The organism is Wolbachia endosymbiont (group A) of Therophilus tumidulus, from assembly GCF_964277345.1.
Taxonomy (GTDB): domain Bacteria; phylum Pseudomonadota; class Alphaproteobacteria; order Rickettsiales; family Anaplasmataceae; genus Wolbachia; species Wolbachia pipientis.
On sequence record NZ_OZ195515.1, the window covers coordinates 605,586 to 628,894 of the forward strand.

Consider the following 23,309-nt stretch of genomic DNA (forward strand, 5'->3'; position numbering starts at 1 on the left):
ATTCTCTCCCGTATAGCCTGCATCAACCAGTACATTTTTAACTCCCGAGAGGTTTTCTTTTGCATTTTCTACCATTCTCACAGCACTGCTACGGTCAGTTATCTCTGCTGTTGTTACATAAATTGCATGTGGCAAACCTTGCGTATCTACTGCAATATGGCGTTTTATTCCTGAAATCTTTTTGCCTGCATCGTAGCCTTTTTCTTCAGCAGTATCTGCATTTTTTACACTCTGTGCATCAATTATGCAGAAGCTGGTTTTTTCTTTCCGACCATTGTTTTGTCGGACTACGCCAACTATTTTTTTTTAACACCAGCTCCAGAACACTTTCTTTATTTGCATCTGGTTTTTCACTCCACTTCTTAAAATAGTCGTAACAATTGCGCCATTTTGGAAACTCTTTTGGTAGCATTCTCCACTGACAACCGCTTTTCAGAACGTATAACACTCCACAAAATACATCATACAAATCAAGTTTTCTTGGTTTTGTTTTTTTTCTACAGGACTCTAGATCTGGTAATATAATCTCAAATCTTTCCCGACTTATATTACTTGGGTATAAACTCCTCATATATCCTAACTTATATACATTATCTCTTAGTTTATTCCTTTCTTGAGATCATGTACAGGTTCTGACATCTCTTCTGCAGTTATTCCTATGGATTCCAATGCTGCTCTGAACTCTTTTCCCTGTCCTTCAGCAGTCTGAAGTTTACTAAGTAGAGCGTTTATTGCAGTTGCTGCTTTTGCTGGCTGTTTACCTAAACTAATGAAGGCATTTACTAAACTACTTGTTTCCTTAATATCAAGACCAAACTGTTTTGCAGTACCACCAACTATTGCTAGAGCTTCAACCATATCTTTTGCTTTGGCAGCAGTGTTATCTGATAGGTAATTTATAACATCACCAACTCCTTCCATCTTCTCTACTGCAATTCCATAAATGTTAGCGAGTTTAGCTATGGAATCACCAGCTTGTTCGGCAGACATGTCAAATGCTGTGGCCATTTTAGCTACTGTTGTGGTAAATTCAAGTAGCTTATCTTTGTCGATACCAAGCTGACCACCACTTGCAGCTATTTTTGCTAACTCTGCAGCCGATAATGGTATTTCACGGGATAATTTCTTCAATTTTCGAGTAAATATATTAGCTTCATTATCACCATTAAATTCTACTACTTTCCTAACGTCAGCCATGGCACTCTCAAAGTCAATCGCAACTTTAATTGGCGCTGCAAGTGAAAGCCCTAGTCCTATAGTCTCCATTACTTGTGATCTATAATGCGCTTTTTTTGCCAAAGCATTTTGCTGTTTTTGTATTACAGATCCTAATTTATTGTATTTCCCTTTGAGTACTTCAATAGATGAACCAAGTTTAGTTTGATCCCTCACTAAAGATTTAATATCCTTTCCACTTTTCCTTATTTCTTCATTTAATGTGTGAAGTGCATCTCTCTTTTTAATATAAGCCTCTTTTGCCTTTGATGCCGATGCTTTCAATTTTTCGAATTCATTTTTCAGTGCTTTGTTTGGTTCTTTTTTTTCCTTCTTTTCTTTAGCAATTGCTGCAGCTGATTCTTTTGCTTTCTTCTCCGCTTCCTTCCAATCCTTCATGGCTTCAAGGGCATCATGATTTAGTTGCTTAAATTTGGAAACAGATTTCATTGACGAATCAAGCTGCTTTATACTATCACCCAACTTAGAAAGCTTTGCTGCACTACCTGTCATTGCATTATTAAAACTGCCATCTAACGTTGCACCTATTTTTATTGAAAGCATTGACATTTTTTTGTTACTCCTTCACTTACTTCTAACCACTTTAGAAACTCTTTTATACTCATATTAATAATTTGCTCAATTCCACTTCCTGTTGTTGAGCTAAGTTTTAAAATATTGAATCTTAACTCCTCTGTTCCAGCGGCGACAAAAAATCTTTTAGCACCTTCTGTATTTCTACATAATCTTTAATACATAAATCTTCAACTACTTCTTTTGGTATGGATGCTAGATTAGCAATTAAAACTACTTCTTTTAAAGCTTCGCCTTCTATGCGTTCTATAGCAAGTAAATCTCTTACTTTAGGTTCACGCATCGATAATTCTGAGACAGAAATCCTGTCAATTGTTATTGGGTTATTAAGTGTTATAGTGTGCATTATCGCCTCCTTAAAAATAAAATTTCAAATATGTTTTTTATATGCCTAAAACCGTCTGAAGTAGTGCCATTTGATCAACGCCATTTATCTTTCTAATCATATTTTCAGCATCGATCTCTATTAATTCATTACCACCTATCGTAAGTTTATAATAATGGGCAGCTACAGTACACTTCAGCGTTGCTTTTTCAGCAGGTTTCCAATTACCAAAATCAAATTCTTTAAAAATGCCTCTTAAATTGATTATTACTGCTTCAATATCATTACTACCACTACCTTGCATTCCTCCACGGAGCGTCAAAGCTACTGAATTTCCATTTATCAACCCAAATAGCCGAAAGAGCTCTGTATCATATTCAGCAAAAGTAAAATCTGCTTCAAGTTTCTCCATTCCCATGTCAATGCTTACTGGAATATCCATACCACCAGCTCTATACTCTTCCGTTTTTATGGTAAGCTTTGGTAGAGTAATTTCCTCTATTTTTCCTGCATAGCCCCTTCCATCTACAAAGACATTAAAGTTTCTCAATATTTTTGGCAGCATTTTCTTTTTTTCATTTATAAAATTTCATTATTTACAAGACGAGAGCGAAATGTTATCTGCTCCGCTGGATATGGTGGTGTAAATTCAAAGTCAAAGAATACTTTTCCACTTGCAATATTTGCTGGAGTATTAAGTTCCGGAGTTGCATAGCACTTTCCACTTAAAATTGCTCCTTGTGCTTTTAAGTTTGCCAGATAGGAATTTACTCCCTCTATCACATCATCTATATAAGTTTTAGTAATATTACGATCAACTGCCCATAAATGAGTTCGAAGAAGACTATCATTAATTAAGTCAGCAGTGCGTCTAACTGATAAAAATGCCCATTTCGGGTCTACTGAGCAGGTTCTATTTCCCCATAATCTATAGCCTTTTTGATGAATTATTGTTGCCACCTCATTTTCATTTAAAAGATTAGCTCTACAATTTGAATCACCAAGTGTAAAATCAACAGGACGGCTGGTACCAACAATACCATTGATTTCTTTATTTGAAGGTGATACCCAAAATCCTTCCTCGTTATCTACTTTAGCAATCAGTCCTGCAACAAATGGACTTGGAGGTAATATTTCGCCAGTAGATACTTTAACCCATGGATCAACAATATAAACTCTTGAGCTTCCAACACTTTTTCTCCATTTTATTACTTTTTCATCATTGGTATTTGGTCCATCGCTAACCACTATTGCTCTCAGTTTTTCTGCTATAGAAATTAATGCACCAACCACTGCATCTTCTGGGAGTTGGTGAGTAAATTGAGGTGCAATTAGTATTCTAGGTAGCACATGAACTATACTTTCACTGCTAAGAAATGCCTCAATTCCCTGATATTCTCCGGTTTCTTTATCAACACCGCCAATTATATTCTTCAGCGTCTCTTCTTCTTTTAATTTTGGATCGCTGTTTTCACTTTCTTTAACTCGAATAACTACTACTGTTGCACCAACTTGTGTAAAGATAGAGCTTACTGCTTGTGGAAGGGTACCTGTTTTACCAAGCTTCGCAGCCTCTTTTAAGCTTCCTGCAATCAACACTGGCTTATTCAGTGGAAATTTTTGCTCATCAGCTTCAGGTGCAGTACCAATTACACCTATTACTGATGATTTAGCTGCACGTACTGTTTTTGCCCCTGAGGTTACCTCAATAACATTTACTCCGTGTAAAAATTGTTCTGTCATTTTTTTCCTTGCACGCTGATTTTTCTAGCAGTAACTGCTTTCTCTGAAGTGTCATTTGCATGAATATTCCTGGATGATTCCAAAATACTACGCAGCATAGAACGTCCAGACTCTCCCCAGATGTCTTCTTCACCTTCTGCTTTGCCATTTTTGATACCTATAATCTGAAAAATCTTGCGTTTTGCATATGGGCCTTCAGTGACGGTAAATTCTGCATTTAAATAGATACTGCCAGTAGTGTAGTTTTTAGTGAACCAATTTTCATAACCTCCAGGCTTTATTGCCATTTTTACCTTGACTATTGTACCTTTCGGTATTAAACTGCTTTGCAGTTTTGCGTGATTAAAATCAGTTAAAAAGTCTTGTAGCATACGCTCTCCTATAAATTAAGTGAAAAATTAGCTATTCCATTAGCTGCCAGTGCCCATTTATCTTATCGACAAGTTTGTTTGGCACGCGTTCACCATTACGAAGCTCAAATACTATCTGGCGTACACTGCTTTCTTCATCGTGAGCAAACATGACCATTCCTGTACTATAAAACCCCCTTAAAGATCCAGCACCACTTAGGCCTTGAAATGGATCTTCTTCGAGCATCTTTTTGGATAGCTTTTTCGTATGATGAGTTAAAATAATACAAGCATCAGGGTTTATAGCGTTACGCAGTTTTTCAAGTGTTTTCTGCAAGAAAAATAGCATTGCGCTGTTGTCATTTTCATTTCCATATTCACTGCTGAAGATGTTACGTAATGGATCTATGGCCAAAACATCAGGTTTAAAGCGTTCATTCACAATTTCCTTGATTTCACTTATTTCATCATGATTAAATGATAAGTGCACTTTTGGCGTAATGATTAAGTTGTTAGCAGCTACATTCAAAAGTTCATTATCAAGTTGTTGCAAACGTTCTTTCATATATTCATATTCAATTTCAGTTTGCATGTAGAAGATTTTCAAAGGTCTATTTGGTGTCATACCGAGAAATGATCTACCAGCAGCCATGTAAACAAGCCAAGAGATCAAAAAGTCGCTTTTGCCAATCTTAGGAGGGCCACCAAATACTAACAAACCTCTTTTAGTTAGAATTCTTGGTGAGATTATATCCTCTGGTATTGGCGATCGATCGTCCAAGTATTCTTTCACACTGAAAAAAGGAATTTTTTGACCAATAGTTAAAAAGTTTTGTAGCATATAATAACCTCCTATATGTTGGGCGTGACAGGTTGAATTGCAAAAGCTTTGGTTTTAATCTTTGTAAGAAGTTTTCCTAGATGCGGTTCTTCAACCATATTCAGGCATCCACTTCGATCTTTAGCAGGATATCCCCAAGAATTAATCGTCTGACAGATAAATGAACGAACCTCTGTACCATCATCTTTCTTGATTCCAACCATACTGATTACTTCGTCAACTATCCCAGGAATTTCACTTGCAGTTTTAGCTCCTTCACATTGAGGTAGCCAAGTTGAGCGATTGAAATCATCAAGGTATTGCCCAAGAGTTCCAACTGTAATGATGTCTTTATTTGGAATATGTTGAAACTGATTGAGCCAAGCCATCATTTCTTGAGCAAGTAACCCGTAAGCAGCTCTCATATCTTGTTTTCCTGATCTTTCAGAAAAAGCTTCAGGTTGCATTTTTGCCCACAATAGACATAAACGCGAGGCTACTGTAATACTATCGATAAAAATACATCGATACTTGAGAAACTCTGAAGCAAGCTCTTTGTATTTACTGGATACATGCTCATAGTGTTTTTGGCTATATGCTGAGTCAGATTTTAACGCAGGATTAGGACCACCTATGAGACATGCAATATCTCTTGCCTCATTCCAAGTACGAATACTTACAGAATCCCCTTGCCAATCTTGAACAGCAAGTAAACCTGCCTCAAAATCAAGACAAAGTGTTGGTTCATTTATGGTCTTTAAGAGACTAGTTTTACCTATACCATAAGGACCAAAGATGACCATTTTTATACCTGTTTGAACTTTTAGCCGTTCATTGCTGTTCATTATTTTCATTTTTCTCCCAGTACCTAAATATATATGTACGATGACCTAGGCAATTCGTCCGCAATTTGCAAAAAAAAATTTTGAGCAAATATAATCGAGAGCTTATAACTTCTCTAAAACTGAGAATTTATTGCGTATTCGTTCTAGTGTGCGATAGATAGTTGTCTTCGGTATTTTGGTTATTACAGAAACTTCAGTAATAGTAAATACCTTAAGTAATTGACATAAATTACTATCTTTTTCAGACAAAGTTGAAATTATATTATTTATGTCAGTGCGAATTATCGCTTCGATTTCCGAGTTCCTATGATCTGGAATATCGTCGTTTATATCATCAAAAGTTATATTACGTTTTAGACATAACTGATTGCGTAACATATTGCGAGCACAATAATTAGCTAATCTAGCAACGAAAGTACTAAAACTACTTCTTTTCTCATCGTGCTGGTTAAGATATTGCCAAACCTGACAAAAAAGCTCTTGTTCTATATCTTCGAGACTTTCGTTAATAAAACAGCTTTTGGATTTAAGGCGCGAAGCTTGAAATCTCACATGTTTAACAATTGTAGAATCGATTCCTTGATAAGAATTCTTCATAAAAACTCCAAAAGTTTCATGAATAGAGATTTTTACCAAGACTTTGTATGACTAATTTATTATAAAAAAGTAGTAATAATTTTTTTATCTAAAAGAATAAAATCTTTAAAAATTAAAATAAGATTTAAACGTTTTGATACACTACTGAAGCTACTTTTTCATAGGTAAAAAACTACCAATTTCGTACCTAATTTCTGAGTTACTAATTAGTATTTCAGAAAGCAGTAATCGTTAAGTTATTGATAATATTGTCTTTTTTATGTTCTATTCCTAAAAGCCGTTTCTAAAGTTAAGTGGCTAAAATCGGCCAGTAAAGAGGGTTTACGGATTACTGAAGTCTTATATATATTATATATATATTTAAATACAGGTAAAATATAATATATGATAATATAATAATATAAATATTGGCGTAATATAAGTTATGTAAAATAGTTATTAAGATAAGTCAAGATGAAAAAAACTCAAATGGCAGGATATGAAATTTTTTTTAATTTTTTTTCAAAATTGCGGACGAATTTGCGAGTCATCGTACATATATATTATACAGGGCATTGAACTTTAATTACACAAAGGAGTTTTTGTACGTCAATCTTAACGCTAGATCTCGGCAAGCAAACCGGCTGGGCAATTCTAACAGATGGAGTAATTGAAAGTGGAAGCAAAAGCTTTCATGGTAGCCGTTTCAGTGGAGGTGGAATGTGTTTTTTAAGTTTTCACAATTGGCTTAATTCTTTGAAACATGAGTTCACTGCAGTGTATTTTGAGGAAGTAAGAAGACATCTAGGAACTGATGCAGCGCATTGCTATGGCGGTTTTCTCGCAGTTCTGTCTGCTTGGTGTGAAGAGAACAATATTCCCTACCAAGGTGTTAATGTTAAAACTATAAAACGCTTTATAACAGGCAAAGGCAATGCAAGTAAGAGTGAAGTTATTGAAGCGATACGTGAAAAAAGTTTTTCACCTAGAGATGATAATGAGGCCGATGCTTTGGCATTAATGTTCTATATTAGTAAAGATATTAATAAGACAAAAAACCCATAAAAAGTGGGTCCTTTCGGCCATAATGGCGGGTTTGGTGGGTTCGACCCCAGGCCTTCTCTAGCGTCAGATATATTTTGAATATTAACTTTTTAATTATTAAGATATGAATTTAGCAATCCACTACTATCCTACTCGAAACCTAGTTGAATATGAGCGTAACCCACGTAAAAATGACGATGTGGTCAACAGAATGTGTGCTTCTATTCGAGAATTTGGCTTTCGTATACCAATAGTTGCAAAAAGTGATGGCACTGTGGTTGATGGTCATTTAAGACTTAAAGCAGCAAGAAAACTTGGTATGGAAAGTATACCAGTGGTCTTAAGTGATAATTTAAATGAACCACAAACTAAAGCTTTTCGATTACTTGCCAATCAATCAGTTAATTGGGCAAAGTGGGACGATGATCTTTTGAAGGTGGAAATTCAAGAGTTAGAAGATTTACAGTTTGATCTAAAAATGACAGGATTTGAATTGGAAAAAGTTCAACGTTTTCTCGATGATTTTGATGGAAAGGAAGAAGTAGAAAGAGGAGTTTTGGAGTTAATTGATAAAAAGGTAGAAATAACAAAACCAGGTGATCTTTGGATTTTAGGTGATCATAGAATCTATTGTGGTGATAGCTCTGTAGTTGAATCATATAAAGCGCTGTTAGATGATAAAATGGCAGACATTACTGTTTGTGATCCTCCATATAACGTTGATTATGGTAGCAGTCAAGAAAGAGAGGATAAAAAGATACTAAACGATAATCAAGGTGAAAAGTATGAGCTTTTTCTCTATGATATTTGTACTCATATTTTAGCATATACTAAAGGTGCAATTTACATCTGTGCATCATCATCAGAGTTTTCAACGTTGCAAAAAGTATTTGAAGAAGCGGGAGGAAAATGGTCAACTTTTATCATTTGGGCGAAGAATCACTTTACGCTAGGAAGATCAGATTATCAAAGACAATACGAAGCAATGCTTTATGGATGGAAAAGCGGCAATAAACGTGAGTGGCATGGCGGTAGAAATCAAAGTGATCTGTGGTTTTATGATAAGCCAATACATAACTCACTGCACCCAACAATGAAGCCAGTAGAGCTAATGGAGAGAGCAATAGTAAACAGCAGCAGATCAGGAGACATAGTACTTGATCCATTTAGCGGTTCTGGAAGTACACTGATTGCATGTGAGAGAACAGGAAGAATTTGTAGGACAATAGAGCTAGATTCAAAATTTGTAGATGTAACCATAAAACGTTGGCAAGTGTACACAGGTAGGGAAGCAATTCTTTCTGGTACTGGTAAAACTTTTTCAGAGATTCAAGAAGAAAAACAGTAAGAAAAAAGTGGAAAAGATAACGCAAACAGAAATTTAGTAAGCCTTGGTAGTTGTAATATTAATTTACTGGTATATACCGTATTTTAATGAGTTTAGCGTAACAAATAACTTTGGATTAAATGTGGTGTACTCAATGAATCAAGAAAAGACGTTAGCTGGAGTAGTAACGTCGCAAACAAATAATGAAGCATCGTTTTCTGAAGAAGTAGAAAATAATGTTTCAAATTCTACACTATCTGTTAAGGAGAGAATTGAATTGTTTGAAAAAGGTACGAAGCAAGAACCTGACCTGAACACTGAATGCAAACTAGCTTCTTTAAATGTGATTAGCAATAGTAGCGATAGCAGTATTACAGCAAAAATAGACGAAGCAGGTGCTGATTTTTCAGTGAGTTGTTCTTCTTTAGTATTTGATGATGGTAAAGACATAGAGGACGAATTTAATGCAGTTTGTGAGGCAAATGGAATAGAATATAACCGTCCGTATTCTCTTGATCAGTTTGAGGCAGCATCCAACACATCTTCCAACCCCAAAATAGACAATACAAAAGAAATGCAAAAAGAGGAAGAGGATAAAGAATTAGGAGATAAACCAAAGCCGTTACCTAGGAATGGAATGTTGGAGAAGGACAATATTAGAAATGTAGCTCCACCTTCACCTAGAACAGCAGAAAATCATCGGTTGAGTATTATTCAGGATATTGCACCACCAAAGCTACCACATTCTTCTTTCCAATTAAATGGAGAAAAATGTGATGAGCAAGAAGCTATAGGAGAACCTATGTATGCAACTATAGACAAAAATAAAAAATTCTCGAAAAGAGGTTTAGATGGTGAAATAAACGATCAAAGTCCGGAGATGGAAAAGTCAAATTCTGAAGAAACATCAATTAAGAAAGGATCAGAAGATATAATTGGTGAACCTGTAGATCTGAATACAAAATTTTTAAAAAAGAGTTTGGAAGGAAGTGATAGTGGAATAGACAATAGAAGTGCAGAGATGACAAGATCAAATTCTCAAGTAACAGAAATGAGTGAGTTTTGTGGCAATCAAGGATGGGAGAATATGTCATTAAATCATGATAGTCCAGTTACACTTTCAACTAGCTCATCAGAAAAAAGTAATAATGAAGAAACCCCGTTAATTAAAAAAGAAAAGAAAACAAATAGAATTTTGCCAAGAGTAAAATATGCAGTGCAGCAGAAGGAATTTATAATTTTTGGTATAGCTGCTGTTGCACTTAGCGTTTCTGCAGCTTTGGTATATTTACAGGATAAAGCACAATTTATTGCATTTTTTGCAAACAGTGTCATCTATGTAACTATACCAATTCTAGCTGTTGCATTATTGGTTGCAATTAGTCCGATATTTTGTGGAATAAAGCAATTTAGAGATACTGAAGAGTGTCAAATAGGGAGAAAGAATGCGAATGAAACTTTGAATCAGGTGCTAAAGTATCAACCAGAAGATAAAGTAATAAAATCAGTCAAACTGGAATACGGCAATGGTACTCATTCGCATTGTACACTTAACGCTTGGGAGGGTAAGAACAACTTCATTAATATTGACGACAAAGTCATTAGTAGAAGAAATAAAGTAGAATCAGTAATCAAAGATAGGCCATTATTTACAGCATTATTAAGCAATTTGGTTGCTGCAAATATAGTATGGCCTTTATTACTGTATGTAGAAGGTGGTATTAATAGTGTACAGAAGTTTTACCAGAACGCTTTGATTAATAACGTAGGGTTATCACTACTTATAGGCTCGAGTATACTTGCATTATCAGTGATATTCCTTGGAGTACATTACTACAGAAAAACAAATTGCACAAATCTTGTATATTGTGAGGAAAGAATTGAACCAGAAAAAGTTAATGGAAAGTTCATTGAGGAAATAAAGGAAGCAAGGACAAAAGTGCTTGAAGAAAACCATAGTAAAGATGCCAAATGCAGCAGTTTAACGCTAGAGCAAGTAGTGGTTGAATCTCATAACTACAAAGATGCAATTTATAGTATTAGTTGAAAATGGCCAAATTTCACTATGTAAAAAGAAAGCAGCTATAAACCGGAGTACTTCGCTCTATATTAGTAAAATATCTCTAAGACGCCGGCAAGTATAAACAGGTAGGAAATTGCTGATACTGGCAAAACCTTTTCAGAGATTCAAGAAGAAAATTCGTAGAAACAAGAGAGAGGAGAAAAAAAAGTGAAAATCACACAAACAGAATGGGCAAGAGAGATAGGAGTATCAAAGCAATATGTCTGTTATTTAGTAAAAAAAGGAATAGTTGAGTTGGAGGATGGTTTGATCAATAGAGAACAAGCAAATGAAGCGGTGGCAGCAATAAGAGATCCAAGTCAGCCACTTAGGAGGAAAAATCCAGAAAACGAAAATACAAATAACCTTTCTACAATGTTGCTAAAAACGCGAATAAAAAATGAAATGGAGCGAGGAAGGTTGCTAGAAGCAAAGGCAAAAGCTGAAATAGGAGAACTTGTAGCAGTAGAGGAAGTAAAAAGTGAGGCATTTAACGTAGCAAGAGTTGTACGTAATAATTTGCTTAATGTTCCAAATAGAGTTTCAGCACTGCTTGCATCACTGAGTGACACTGAAAAAATTCACGAGACGCTAACTGAAGAGATTACAAACTCACTTGAAGAATTATCTAACGCTAAATTTAAAATATAAAAAGATTTTGAATACAAAATGGCTGATAACTTAAGTTTAGAGTTAATAAAGTGTTTAATCAATCAACCTGGATTAGATGTTAATGTCAGAGGGTTAAACGGAAAAACTCCACTGCATTGCGCTATAGAGTTTGATGAATTAAGCATGGTAGATTTGTTACTCACGAAGAAGAACATTAATCCTTTTGTGGAAGATAATGAAGGTAAAACATCTCTTGATTACGCCAAAGAAGGGAAAAAAGCAGAAATATTACAAGCACTAATTAATAACAAGTACGGGTCAGAACAAGATAGCTTACTTCATTTAGCTGCAATGATAGGTGAAGTTAATGCAGTGAGATATTTGATCAGAAAAGGTATTGACGTTAATGTACGAAATGCTTTGCACCATACTCCATTACATCTAGCAGCAGGCATAGGACATGCAGAAGTTGTAAAGATTTTGATAAGAGAAGGAAAAGCTGAAATAGATGTCTTTGATGCACGAAATCAGACACCAATGCACTATGCAGTTAATAATAAAAAGTTGGAGATAGTAAAGTTACTGCTGAAGCTTGGAGCAGATGTGAATAGTGCACGCATGGGACAAAACTCAATGAAATTGTCACCTGTGCATATAGCTGTAAGTAATGCTAATTACGATGAAAGAGACTTATGTCTTGATATCCTCAAATCCTTAATAAAGGAGCCTAATGCTCAAGTAAATTTGCAAGACTACGAAAATAAAACACCACTACATTATGCTGAAAGACTAAAAACAATAGAAGTTTTACTAACGCGAGAAGATATAGACCCTCTGGTAAAAGACGATAGCGGTAAAACACCATTTGATTACGCTAAACCTGAGATAAAGAAGGCTTTGATGAGTAATAAATACGGTTCTGAAAAGAATAGTCTACTCCATTTAGCTGCACAAAGAGGAGAAATTGAGATTGTAGATGCAATTTTAAGAGAAGAAATCGATATTGATATTGTAAATAATAAAGGTTTATCACCGGTTTACCTTGCTGCGGAAAAAGGGCATTTACATGTAGTAAAGTTATTGCTGAAAAAAGGAGCAAATTATACACCTGTTTTACATTTAGCAATTAAATCAAACAATTTAGAGTTACTTAAAGTTTTGTTTACTGAAAAAAATGGGTCTTTGCTCTGCAGAGATACCGTTGTTAATTTTCCAACCCTTCATAATAAATATATAGCACAGAGAGAAATAGCAGATAAAAGGACGAAAAAACATAATAATATTATCTGCATCTATACTACAGTCAGCGCAATAGCAGTAGCAGTATATATAGGGTTGATAACAACAACAATAAGCAGTGCAATCATTTTTGCAACAATAACAGGGGTATTTGTGCTTGTTATAGCAATAATGATAAGTGAGATGAGCAAAAGATATATAGAAAAGGAATTTCAGAAAAAGATGTTTATGGAATTGGATGAGTGTAGTTCTATTGTTAATGATGTCGAGATAGAACCAGTTATGAGTAGATGCAGACAATGATATACGCTACATCTTTTTCTGAAGGTTTAAGGCCAGATCCCCAGCTTAAAGTATCAGAGTGGGCGAATGAGTATCGAGTTTTAGCGCCAACTGCAGCATCAGAGCCAGGTAAATGGAGAACGGAAAGAACTCCTTATTTAAAAGAAATAATGGATTCACTATCACCATCTTCACCTGCAGAAAAAGTAGTATTCATGAAAGGAGCGCAGATTGGGGGAACAGAAGCTGGCAACAATTGGATTGGCTATATCATCGATCAAACACCAGGTCCAATGCTGGTAGTACAGCCAACAGTTGAAATGGGAAAACGTTGGTCAAAGGGAAGATTTGCACCACTGATTGAAAGTACACCATGTTTAAAAAGTAAAGTAAAAGACCCAAGGTCAAGAGATTCAGGCAATACTGTGCAGAGTAAGGAATTTCCAGGTGGAATAGTAGTAATAACTGGAGCGAATAGTAGTGTAGGACTGAGATCTATGCCAGTAAAATATCTCTTTCTTGATGAAATAGATGCCTACCCAGGAGATTCAGGAGGAGAAGGAGATCCAGTACTGCTCAGTATTGCTCGAACTAATACATTTGCAAGGCGAAAGATTTTTTTAGTATCGACACCAACGATTCATGGAATAAGCAGAATTGAGAAAGAATTTGAAGCAACAGATAAGAGATATTTTTTTGTTCCCTGTCCGTATTGTAATTACTATCAAGTTCTAAAATGGTCACAAATAAAATGGGAAGATAAAAATCCAAGTACAGCACACTATATATGTATAGAATGTGGTGAAAAGATAGAAAATCATCAAAAGACAGAGATGCTTGAACGTGGAGAATGGAGAGCTACAAATCAAGTACACAATAGCAAAGTAATAGGATTTCACCTTTCAAGTCTTTATAGCCCAGTTGGGTGGTATAGTTGGCAACAAGCAGTAGAGGATTTTCTGCATGCAAAGGAAAGTGAACAATTACTGAAAGTTTGGATCAACACAACGCTTGGAGAAACCTGGGTAGATAAAGGAGAAGTACCTGATTGGAAGCAATTATTTAACAGGAGAGAATTTTTTCAGATTGGCACAGTACCAAGGAGAGAAGTGGTACTTACTGCAGGAGTAGATGTCCAAAAAGATCGTCTAGAGGTGGAAGTTGTAGCATGGGGAAAAAGTCGTGAAAGTTGGTCAATAGACTACCGAGTATTTGAAGGAGATACAGGAAGTAGAGAAGTATGGAAAAAGCTTTCGGAGCTCCTCAATCATCATTTTATTGGTGAAAATGGGCTTGAATATATGATAAGTATGATGGCGGTTGATGCAGGGTATGCAACGCAGGAAGTTTACAACTGGGTGAGAAGTCATCAAGGGTCTGGAAGAGTAATGGCAGTGAAAGGTGTAAATAAAGCACTAGTGCCGCTGAGCAGCCCAAGTAGAGTAGATATAACAGTTGGAGGGCAAAAGCTGAAAAGAGGAATAAAGCTCTGGCCAGTCGGAGTATCGATATTAAAATCAGAGCTTTTTCAATTACTTAATATTTTAAAAGAAGAAGAAGGAAAAGCTCTACCTGGATATTGTCATTTTCCCGAGTATGCACCTGAATATTTTAAGCAGCTAACGGCAGAGCAATTAGTCAGCAAGGTAGTGAAAGGGTACACTAAACAGGAGTGGCAAAAGGTAAGAGAAAGAAATGAAGTACTAGATTGCCGAATTTATGCAAGATCAGCATCTATTGCGCTTGGAATTGATCGTTGGCCAGAGAGTAAATGGAATAGTTTAAGTGTAAAAATAGAAAGTAAAAAACCTAAAAAAGTAAGACAGAGTAAGTGGTTGGAAAATGTATAACGAAGAGTATTTAGTTCAAGTCGAAGAAGCGATAAAGAAGCTGCAAAACGGAGAACGAGTAGTATCAATTGCATATGGTGATCATGTTGTGAGATATGCTGAAGTTCAGATAAAGGATCTACTGAGCTTAAGACAACGTATTAAAGCTGAACTGAAAGTTGCAGGTGTGAAGCCAAAGAGAAAGATAGTGTTTTCAACGAGTAAAGGAGTTATATGAAGGATTATATGGTAGAAAGTAAGAGCATTAAAGTAAGCTCAGATATGGTTATAAACGCAGTAATAGATTTATCGCACTGGAATGAAAACGTAAATTTTAAACTAGCAAAAGAAGATGGAATATTGGGAGTCATCCATAAAGCTACCCAGGGGTTAAAATACGTAGATCCAAGGTATATAGAAAGAAGGAAAGCCGCTGAAGAGGAAGGACTTTTATGGGGTTCATATCATTTTGGAATAGGAGAAAATGGAAGAGATCAAGCCAACCATTTTTTAGAAACAGTGGGTGAAACTAAAAATAGTATAGTTGTTCTTGATATTGAGAGAAATCAAAGTGGAAAAAATATATAACCAAAGCAAGCAGAGGATTTTATCGAAAAAATTCAAGAAGTAACAAACCGCCTACCGTTGATTTATGGAAGCGCTAGTTTTTTTAAAGATTTTGCCACACCAATTTTGACTAAATGTTCTTTATGGGTAGCCAGGTGGGGAGATAAACCTATTTTACCAAATGGATGGAAGAAGTGGGTTTTATGGCAGTACACTGATGGAGAAGTAGGACCAGAGCCACATGAAGTTAAAGGAATAGGAAAGTGCGACAGGAGTAAATTTAACGGGACAATAGAAGAGTTAAGGAATTTTTGGTTATCAGGATGTTAAAGACCTTCAAGCAATTATTCAACAAGCCAAAAATCAAAAGTTCAGCCTGGGATGCAGCCGGTTCAGGAAGAAGATTTTTTCACTTTCAACCAGAGTTAGGAAGTATAAACAATTTGCTGTCTCAAAACCTTGAAACTTTGCGTAGTAGATCACGTGATATGGTGAGAAAAAATCCATATGCAGCAAATATTATTGATACAATAGTAAGTAACTCTATTGGAACAGGAATAAAGCCGCAATCAAAAGCAAAGAATGCAGAATTTAGAAAGAAAGTGCAAGAATTATGGCTAAAATGGACAGATGAAGCAGATAGTAACGGAGTAAGTGATTTTTATGGTCTGCAGGCTCTAGTATGCAGAAGTATGATAGAGGGAGGAGAATGTTTTGTACGTTTAAGAACGAGAAAGCTGGAAGATAGATTTTCTGTACCATTACAACTGCAAGTACTTGAGTCTGAACATTTAGATAATAAAACAAATCAAACTTTAGGAAATGGTAATGTAATAAGAAACGGGATTGAGTTTAACAGGCTTGGGCAAAGAGAAGCATACTACCTATTTAAAGAACACCCTGGTGAAAATACCTTTGGAGAGTCAGTAAGAGTGCCAGCAAACGATGTTTTACATATCTATAGACCACTAAGACCTGGGCAAATTAGGGGAGAGCCATGGCTTTCTAATATACTGCTAAAGCTTTATGAACTTGATCAATACGATGATGCAGAATTGGTAAGAAAAAAGACTGCTGCGATGTTTGCAGGGTTTATTACAAGACTCGATCCTGAAGCAAATATTTTAGGTGAGGAGCAAGCAAATGAGCAAGGAGTAGCACTATCTGGCCTAGAACCTGGAACAATGCAGCTTTTAGACCCAGGAGAAGATATAAAATTTTCAGAGCCATCAGATGTTGGAGGAAGTTATGAAGCGTTTATGAGACAGCAACTCAGAGCAATAGCGATTGGTACAGGGATAACATATGAGCAGCTAACAGGAGATTTAACCGGTGTTAATTATTCATCCATTCGAGCAGGGCTGATAGAGTTTCGCAGAAGGTGTGCAATGTTACAGCATAACGTGATAGTGTTCCAGTTTTGTAGACCTATTTGGAATAGATGGCTAGAATTAGCAGTGCTTTGTGGAGAACTAAGTATAGATGAAAAAGTAGCAAAAGCAGCGAAAGAAGAAGTGAAATGGATACCACAGGGATTTGATTGGGTGGATCCTTTAAAAGATCAACAAGCACAGCAAATGGCAGTAAGGAATGGCTTCAAAAGTCGATCGGAAGTAGTATCAGAAATGGGTTACGATGTAGAAGAAATAGATCAAGAAATAGCAGAAGATCAGAGTCGTGCAAATAGTCTCAACTTAATGTTTGACTCTGATTGTAAAGGATTATGATGCTCTTAGAGCCTGTCTTGAAAAGAAATGAGAAAGAGAATATGATGAGATAAGTAAAAAATAGTAGGTAAAAATGTATCCAAGTGATATAAGTGACAAAGAATGGGAAATTTTGGAGCCAAGTGTTGCACAAGGTGCAGTAGGACGGCCAAGAAAGCACAATATTAGAACAATTATTAATGCAATAAGATATATAATGAAAGGTGGTTGCCAGTGGAGAATGCTGCCAAAAGATTTTCCGCCATGGAAAACGGTGTATGATTATTTTCTCAGGTGGCGTAATAGTGGCAAATTGGAAGAAATACACGATATGTTAGTAAAAAAGGTAAGAAAAATGGTTGGCAAAAATGAAATACCTTCGGTAGGAATAATTGATAGTCAATCAGTGAAAACCACTCAAAAAGGGGATCCAGAGGATATGATGCTGGCAAGAAAATAAAGGGTAGAAAACGTCACATCATTGTGGATACAATAGGCCTAATTATTACAGCTGATGTTCATAGTGCAGGCATTCAAGATCGTGATGGTGCTCTAAATCTTTTTACTCAAGCTAAACGAAAAGCTCCAACGCTACAAAGGTTTCTCGCTGATCAGGGATATATTGGTAAATTGCAAAATTACTGTTTATTGAAAACAGGATGTTTATTGACGATTACTAAAAAAGCAGCTGATGCTGTAGGATTTCAAGTTATTCCTAAACGGTGGATTGTTGAAAGAACTTTTGCTTGGCTTTCCAATTTTAGACGTATGAGCAAGGATTATGAGCATTCTCCTCTTACTTCAAAAACTAATATCTCCTTTAATATGATTACTATTATGCTTGCTAAATTAGCTGCTTAGTTCCTTTCAAGACAGGTTCTTAGGAAAGCCATTAATGCTTGAACCAAGGAGTTTTGAGCTACTATCGCTATACAAAGGAAAACAGCCAATTTTCAAAAATCACTCTATCAAAAGTAACGTAGAAAGAACTGCAATTATACCAATTCATGGAATCTTGACGAAAAAACCAGGTGCGTTTGATGAAATGCTTGGGATGACATCATATGAGCAAATAGAAGAACAAATTGCACAAGCATTAGCAGATAGTAGTATAGAGACTATTTTACTGGACATAGATAGCCCAGGAGGAGAGGTAAATGGAGTATTTGACTTAGCTGATTTTATCTATAGTGCAAGAGGAAAAAAGAGGATAATAGCGATAGCAAATGATGATGCATATTCTGCAGCGTACGCTATAGCTTCTAGCACTGAGAAGGTATTTGTGAGTAGAACTTCAGGAGTAGGAAGTGTTGGAGTAATAGCAAGTCACATAGATCAAAGTAGGTTTGATGAAAAGCAAGGTATTAAGTATACCACAATCTTTGCTGGTAGTCGAAAGAATGATTTAAATCCACATGAGCCAATGACGTCTGAAAGTCTGGGAAGCTTACAAAAAGAAGTAGACCGACTATATGAAATGTTTTTGCAGCTAATAGCAAGGAACAGAGGTCTTTCAATTGAAAAGATTCGATCAACAGAGGCAGGGCTATATTTTGGGGAGAAAGCAGTAGAAATAGGCCTTGCAGACGGAATGACAATTCTTTCATCTATTAATAAAAATAGGAGTATTACTATGAATGAACAAACTACAAATGACCTAGAAACTGATAATTTAACCAAGTATCGTACTGAAGTTCTTGAATTAATACGTTTATGTAATTTATCGAAGATGCCAGAAAAGATAGGAGAATTTATTGAGCAAAGTGTAAGTGTTGAGCAAGCAAGGGAGGTTTTAATGGAATTACTTGCAGAGCGAACGAAAAAGACAGAGATACTGAGTGCAATACCACAGAATTCAGGAGAAGAGTTGATGATGCAGGTAGCGAAAAGTCGTGCGCAATCAAACATTTAAAGTATGTGTATAACCGCCGTGTATAACAACCACAAATATGGCGGTAAAAAAATAAAAAAAGGAGAGAAAAAGACATGATAAGTATAACTGAAGGAAATAATTTAGGAGATCTTCTGAAATATGAAGTGTCCAACTTATATTCAAGAGATCAGATAACAGTAGCCAAGGGACAAAATCTAAAGCTGGGAACAGTAGTTGGTTATGATACTAAAGATGGTTTTATTAAAGCTTTAAATCCAACTGCCACAGATGGTACACAAACGGCGATAGGAGTGATAGCAAGCGATGTAAACGCAAAGGAAAATAGTAAAGGAGTAATTATTGCTCGTGGTGCCATGCTAGCTGATCATGCAGTTGTATGGCCAGCAAATATTACTGAAGAACAGAAAGCTACAGCAATAAAGCAACTTGAAGGACGAGGAATCATTATCCGTAAAGCGGCCTAAAGCTATATTAAACAATAAAAAACACAAAGGGGGAAAAGAAAAAATGCAAAATCCATTTACAAATACAGCATTTAGCATGACGGCACTAACAAATGCGATGAATATATTGCCGATAAATTATGGACGGGTTGAAAATTTAAATTTATTTCCAAATAGGTCAGTAAGATTTAGACATATTACAATAGAAGAACATAACGGAGTTTTAAGTTTACTACCAACGCAAGTTCCAGGGGCGCCAGCAACAGTAGGAAAAAGAGGAAAAAGAAAGGTAAGAACGTTTACGATTCCACATATTCCACATGATGATGTAGTACTGCCAGAGGAAGTACAAGGAATAAGGGCATTTGGATCAGAGAGTGAACTGAAAGCGCTGGCAGATGTAATAACTGACCATTTGCAGCTAATGAGAAATAAACATGCAATAACGTTGGAGCATTTGCGGATGGGAGCGCTGAAAGGAATAATTTTAGATGCTGATGGGTCAGAATTACTAAATCTGTACAACGAATTTGAAATAACACCAAAAGTAGTAAATTTTGCACTAGGAACAGCGACAACCGATGTCAAGCGTAAATGTCTAGAAGTATTGCGGCATATTGAAGATAATCTAAGTGGTGAATATATGACCGGGATTCATGCTTTGGTAAGCCCTGAGTTTTTTGATGCATTAACTTCGCATAGTAAAGTGAAAGAAGCATACGAAAGATGGCAAGAAGGAGCAGCACTTCGGAATGATATGAGGTCAGGATTTACGTTCTGTGGCATAACATTTGAGGAATATAGAGGGCAAGCAACTGACCCTGAAGGAACGGTTAGAAGATTTATTGAGAAAGATACAGGGCACTGTTTTCCAGTAGGAACAGCAAGCACATTTACAACATATTTTGCACCAGCAGATTTTAATGAGACAGTAAATACTCTTGGACAGCCACTATACGCAAAACAAGAGCCGAGAAGATTCGATAGAGGGACCGATTTACATACGCAGTCAAATCCTCTGCCAATGTGCCATCGTCCGGCCATTTTGGTAAAAATTACTGTGTAAATTTGTGAACGTATTGTAATCTTAGCAGTATATTTTTATTTATAGGTAAAATATGACAGAATTATTAGGAAAAATAATTCCAATATTAATTATAAAAGACGCTACGTCTGCTATTGAATTATATAAACAAGCCTTAAATGCAAAAGTATTGGAAATTCACTTTGATGAAAACAATAAGAATATGGTAATGCATGCAGCAATACAGATAGGTGATTCATTAGTATATATCGATGATGTACAAAGTAATTCTATCGCTGGCGGGAATGTTTTATAAGCTGCTAAGCTATGTGTCTATGTTGAAAATGCTGACGAGTTGTTTAATAAGGCAGTAAGTAAAGGAATGCAAGTAGAAAAGTCGTTAGAGAATATGCATTGGGGTTACAGATTTGGTGTAGTAAAGGATGAATACGGTATTCAGTGGTGTTTCTCCAGTCCATTGAAAAAGTAGCAGAAGGTGAAAAACATATCAAAATTATTTAAAGATTGCTTCGAACATCTGGGGCAGCAAGCTTTGTATGAGTCAAAGGATAAGTCATATATGGTACAAGTATTAAAGCAAGAGCCAGATAAATTATACGAGATTGGTGAAGGACAATTTGTGGGAGAGATGCTTTTTCTTGAGGTAAGCATTTTTGATATACTGAGGCCAATTGTAGGAGATATTTTTGTTATAGGTGATTGCAAATACAAAATACACACGCCACCACTTAGGGATAAGTCTGGAATGATCTGGAGAATCGAAGCATCTGGGGTGTAAAATGTCTGTGCATATAGAAGTTGAGGTAATAGAAAGTGTAAATGCTAAAAGAAAAAAAATAGAATTAGCAATAGTGAGAGCATTAAACAAAACAGCACTATGGTTAAAAGCGCAAGCAGCTAAGGAAATCAGTGAGGAAAAGAAGATAAAATTAAGTTTGATAAGAAAGAGATTAAGAATTTTTAAGGCGAAAACTAGCAGATTAGAAGTGTTAATTAGAGCAAATCTCTATGACATTAGAGCATCGGCAATTGGCAAAATACAAAAAACAAAAAGAGGATCGAAAGTAGGAAAGCATGAGTTTATAGGAGGATTTGCAGCAGTTATGCCAAAAGGAAATAGCGGTATGTTTAAACGTGAAGGAAGAGCAGCATTGCCAATAAAGGAAGTTAAATTGTCACTGAAACCAGAGGCTTCAAGGATAATAGGGAATCTTGTTAATTATGAAGTTGAAGAAGTCTTTACAAAGTTTTTTGAACGTGAATTGAGCTATAAAGGATGAATTTGAAAGATTTACATGATAAAATTTGTACCACGCTGAAGAGAGAAATACCAGCAATTCAAACTTGTGAAATTTATCCATCGATAAGAAAAGAATTATTAGCGCCAGCGTTATTTGTAGAGCTTGTGAGTTTAGAATCGGGAAAAGATCCTGGAACAGAGGAATTAGCGCTGAAAGCAAGATTTGAAGCACGCATTGTGACTGATAGCACAATAGAAAATGCCCCTATTATTGTCAGAACATTAGCAGCAGAAGTAGCAAGAGTAGTAAATAAAAATACTTGGAATGTGGAAAATGTTTCACCAGGAGAATTTATCTCTGCAGAAATTGACGGATTTAGACCCGAATTAGATGCGTATTTGTTGTGGTTGGTTGAGTGGAGTCATCAGCTTCATTTAGGTAAATCGATATGGACAGAAAATAAGATTAAACCACATACGATTACAATAGGAGAAAATGTTAGAGAGTAATTTTGCTATTTCAGAGCTGCAAAGAAAATTAGCAAACATTGTACGAATAGGGCTTGTAAAAGAAGTAGATTATGAAAAAGCAAAAGTAAGAATTAAAATAGGCGAATTTTTAACAGATTGGTTGCCATGGATAACAAGCAAAGCAGGAAAAGATAGAAATTGGTCTCCGCCAGGTATTGATGAGCAAGTAGTGATACTTTCCCCGCTAGGAGAATTATCTTTAGGAGTAGTACTTCCTGGAATATATCAACAAAAGTACTCTGCACCAGAAAATAAAAAAGAGGTGAGTAGCTTAACATTTCAAGATGGAACAAAGTTGTCATACGATAAAGATAAACATCATTTAGAGATTGAAGTAGTAGACAAAATAACACTGAAAGCTGGGGAATCGAGCATAGAAATGACAAAAAGTGGAATAAAACTGAAAGCAGAAAGGATCGACTTAAATTGAACAAAGGAATAGTAAGGTTAGGAGACTATTGTGGAGAAGCTATACCACATTTCTGCATTAGCGGAAGTAATAATGTTTTTGTAAACGGTAAGTCAATATGTAGACAAGGAGACAGTTTTAGTGAAGGAAAAGTAATGATTCAAGGATCAAAAATAGTGTTTGCAAATGGTCTTAGTGTAGGAAGAGTAGGAGATATAGTTTCATGTGGGTTTAAAGTAATAAAAGGCAGTGAAAGCGTCTTTGCAAAATAGAAATGAAGGGTATGGATGCTAAAACAGGAAAGACGTTAGAAGGAATAGAGCACTTAAAGCAGTCGATAATTGATATACTGACCACTCCTATTAACAGTAGAATAATGAGGAGAGATTATGGCTCAAGATTATTTGAATTGGTGGATAAGCCAATAAATCGTGATTTTACACTAGAAATTTATGCAGCAGTAGCAGGAGCACTAGAAAAATGGGAGAGAAGGTTTAAATTAGAGAAAGTGAAGATAACAGAAGTAAAAGAAGGGAGAGTAACATTGAATTTAGAAGGTGTCTATCTTTCAGAAGGTAAGTTCATAAATATTAATGGAGTAGTTGTTTAAA

The 23,309-nt window shown here is 35.8% G+C and carries 25 protein-coding genes and 5 pseudogenes; 21 read left to right on the forward strand and 9 right to left on the reverse strand.

Annotation, left to right across the window (positions count from 1 at the left end):
• Positions 1–3: 3 nt before the first annotated feature.
• The 9 genes and pseudogenes from ACICQD_RS03275 to ACICQD_RS03315 form a co-directional block, all read right to left on the reverse strand.
• Positions 4–571: pseudogene (locus tag ACICQD_RS03275) on the reverse strand (IS5 family transposase); the annotation flags it as partial.
• Between the two features lie 53 nt (positions 572–624).
• Positions 625–1,785, reverse strand: a pseudogene (locus ACICQD_RS03280) (phage tail tape measure protein); the annotation flags it as partial.
• Positions 1,786–1,900: 115 nt separating this feature from the next.
• Entirely contained in the window at positions 1,901–2,155 is a 255-nt protein-coding gene (locus ACICQD_RS03285; RefSeq protein WP_395461579.1) for a phage tail assembly protein, read from the reverse strand.
• A gap of 37 nt (positions 2,156–2,192) precedes the next feature.
• Positions 2,193–2,699, reverse strand: coding sequence for a phage major tail tube protein (locus tag ACICQD_RS03290; RefSeq protein WP_395461580.1), 507 nt, complete (start codon positions 2,697–2,699; stop codon positions 2,193–2,195).
• Positions 2,700–2,713: 14 nt separating this feature from the next.
• Entirely contained in the window at positions 2,714–3,877 is a 1,164-nt protein-coding gene (locus ACICQD_RS03295; RefSeq protein ID WP_395461581.1) for a phage tail sheath subtilisin-like domain-containing protein, read from the reverse strand.
• Between the two features lie 14 nt (positions 3,878–3,891).
• Positions 3,892–4,248, reverse strand: a pseudogene (locus tag ACICQD_RS03300) (hypothetical protein); the annotation flags it as partial.
• 31 nt (positions 4,249–4,279) lie between these two features.
• Entirely contained in the window at positions 4,280–5,068 is a 789-nt protein-coding gene (locus ACICQD_RS03305; RefSeq protein ID WP_395461582.1) for an AAA family ATPase, read from the reverse strand.
• An 11-nt stretch (positions 5,069–5,079) separates the two neighbouring features.
• Positions 5,080–5,901 carry an ATP-binding protein gene (locus ACICQD_RS03310; protein WP_395461583.1) on the reverse strand — a complete coding sequence of 274 codons (822 nt, stop codon included), beginning with the start codon at positions 5,899–5,901 and terminating at the stop codon, positions 5,080–5,082.
• 93 nt (positions 5,902–5,994) lie between these two features.
• The gene (locus tag ACICQD_RS03315; RefSeq protein WP_010962699.1) at positions 5,995–6,489 is read right to left on the reverse strand and encodes a sigma-70 family RNA polymerase sigma factor; all 495 of its coding nucleotides are present in this window, start codon (positions 6,487–6,489) and stop codon (positions 5,995–5,997) included.
• Positions 6,490–7,080: 591 nt separating this feature from the next.
• Between ACICQD_RS03315 and ACICQD_RS03320 the strand changes: the two genes are divergently transcribed.
• The 21 genes and pseudogenes from ACICQD_RS03320 (at position 7,081) to ACICQD_RS03420 (ending at position 23,308) form a co-directional block, all read left to right on the forward strand.
• Positions 7,081–7,533 (forward strand): crossover junction endodeoxyribonuclease RuvC, encoded by a 453-nt coding sequence (locus ACICQD_RS03320; RefSeq protein WP_226079873.1) that lies wholly within the window; start codon positions 7,081–7,083, stop codon positions 7,531–7,533.
• 103 nt (positions 7,534–7,636) lie between these two features.
• On the forward strand, positions 7,637–8,860 hold the full coding sequence (locus ACICQD_RS03325; RefSeq protein WP_395461584.1) for a DNA modification methylase: 1,224 nt from the start codon (positions 7,637–7,639) through the stop codon (positions 8,858–8,860).
• 133 nt (positions 8,861–8,993) lie between these two features.
• Positions 8,994–10,886, forward strand: coding sequence for a hypothetical protein (locus ACICQD_RS03330; protein WP_395461585.1), 1,893 nt, complete (start codon positions 8,994–8,996; stop codon positions 10,884–10,886).
• 183 nt (positions 10,887–11,069) lie between these two features.
• A complete protein-coding gene (locus ACICQD_RS03335) occupies positions 11,070–11,552 on the forward strand; it encodes a hypothetical protein (protein ID WP_015589000.1) in 483 nt (160 codons plus the stop codon).
• A gap of 18 nt (positions 11,553–11,570) precedes the next feature.
• Complete coding sequence (locus ACICQD_RS03340; RefSeq protein WP_395461586.1) at positions 11,571–13,055, forward strand: ankyrin repeat domain-containing protein; 1,485 nt, start codon at positions 11,571–11,573, stop codon at positions 13,053–13,055.
• Entirely contained in the window at positions 13,052–14,884 is a 1,833-nt protein-coding gene (locus tag ACICQD_RS03345) for a phage terminase large subunit family protein (RefSeq protein ID WP_395461820.1), read from the forward strand. Before ACICQD_RS03340 ends, ACICQD_RS03345 begins: the two co-directional genes overlap by 4 nt.
• The gene (locus ACICQD_RS03350) at positions 14,877–15,101 is read left to right on the forward strand and encodes a hypothetical protein (protein WP_395461587.1); all 225 of its coding nucleotides are present in this window, start codon (positions 14,877–14,879) and stop codon (positions 15,099–15,101) included. Before ACICQD_RS03345 ends, ACICQD_RS03350 begins: the two co-directional genes overlap by 8 nt.
• Positions 15,102–15,145: 44 nt before the next feature.
• Positions 15,146–15,760: pseudogene (locus tag ACICQD_RS03355) on the forward strand (glycoside hydrolase family 25 protein).
• Positions 15,754–17,157, forward strand: a complete 1,404-nt coding sequence (locus ACICQD_RS03360) for a phage portal protein (protein ID WP_395461588.1) — start codon at positions 15,754–15,756, stop codon at positions 17,155–17,157. Before ACICQD_RS03355 ends, ACICQD_RS03360 begins: the two are co-directional and overlap by 7 nt.
• 73 nt (positions 17,158–17,230) lie before the next feature.
• Positions 17,231–17,997 (forward strand): IS5 family transposase gene (locus ACICQD_RS03365; protein ID WP_395461441.1). Its coding sequence is split into 2 segments (ribosomal slippage): positions 17,231–17,558 and positions 17,558–17,997, totalling 768 coding nucleotides; the frame shifts between segments, so codons are not numbered across the junction.
• A gap of 34 nt (positions 17,998–18,031) precedes the next feature.
• Positions 18,032–19,048, forward strand: a complete 1,017-nt coding sequence (locus ACICQD_RS03370) for a S49 family peptidase (RefSeq protein WP_395461589.1) — start codon at positions 18,032–18,034, stop codon at positions 19,046–19,048.
• 74 nt (positions 19,049–19,122) lie between these two features.
• Positions 19,123–19,494 carry a head decoration protein gene (locus ACICQD_RS03375; RefSeq protein WP_038536951.1) on the forward strand — a complete coding sequence of 124 codons (372 nt, stop codon included), beginning with the start codon at positions 19,123–19,125 and terminating at the stop codon, positions 19,492–19,494.
• A 43-nt stretch (positions 19,495–19,537) separates the two neighbouring features.
• On the forward strand, positions 19,538–20,539 hold the full coding sequence (locus tag ACICQD_RS03380; protein ID WP_236514954.1) for a major capsid protein: 1,002 nt from the start codon (positions 19,538–19,540) through the stop codon (positions 20,537–20,539).
• A 52-nt stretch (positions 20,540–20,591) separates the two neighbouring features.
• Entirely contained in the window at positions 20,592–20,813 is a 222-nt protein-coding gene (locus tag ACICQD_RS03385) for a VOC family protein (RefSeq protein ID WP_395461590.1), read from the forward strand.
• Positions 20,814–20,837: 24 nt separating this feature from the next.
• Positions 20,838–20,987, forward strand: a pseudogene (locus ACICQD_RS03390) (VOC family protein); the annotation flags it as partial.
• Positions 20,988–20,993: 6 nt separating this feature from the next.
• On the forward strand, positions 20,994–21,296 hold the full coding sequence (locus tag ACICQD_RS03395) for a hypothetical protein (protein ID WP_012481824.1): 303 nt from the start codon (positions 20,994–20,996) through the stop codon (positions 21,294–21,296).
• A gap of 1 nt (position 21,297) precedes the next feature.
• Positions 21,298–21,798: a phage tail protein gene (locus ACICQD_RS03400; RefSeq protein WP_236514959.1), complete on the forward strand. Its 501-nt coding sequence runs from the start codon at positions 21,298–21,300 to the stop codon at positions 21,796–21,798.
• Positions 21,795–22,268, forward strand: coding sequence for a hypothetical protein (locus ACICQD_RS03405; protein WP_236514960.1), 474 nt, complete (start codon positions 21,795–21,797; stop codon positions 22,266–22,268). Before ACICQD_RS03400 ends, ACICQD_RS03405 begins: the two co-directional genes overlap by 4 nt.
• On the forward strand, positions 22,255–22,719 hold the full coding sequence (locus ACICQD_RS03410; protein WP_012481798.1) for a phage baseplate assembly protein V: 465 nt from the start codon (positions 22,255–22,257) through the stop codon (positions 22,717–22,719). The genes ACICQD_RS03405 and ACICQD_RS03410 overlap by 14 nt, the downstream gene beginning before the upstream one ends.
• Complete coding sequence (locus tag ACICQD_RS03415) at positions 22,716–22,970, forward strand: PAAR domain-containing protein (protein ID WP_236514961.1); 255 nt, start codon at positions 22,716–22,718, stop codon at positions 22,968–22,970. Before ACICQD_RS03410 ends, ACICQD_RS03415 begins: the two co-directional genes overlap by 4 nt.
• Before the next feature lie 2 nt (positions 22,971–22,972).
• Positions 22,973–23,308, forward strand: coding sequence for a GPW/gp25 family protein (locus ACICQD_RS03420; RefSeq protein WP_264377831.1), 336 nt, complete (start codon positions 22,973–22,975; stop codon positions 23,306–23,308).
• The last annotated feature ends 1 nt before the right edge of the window (position 23,309 follow it).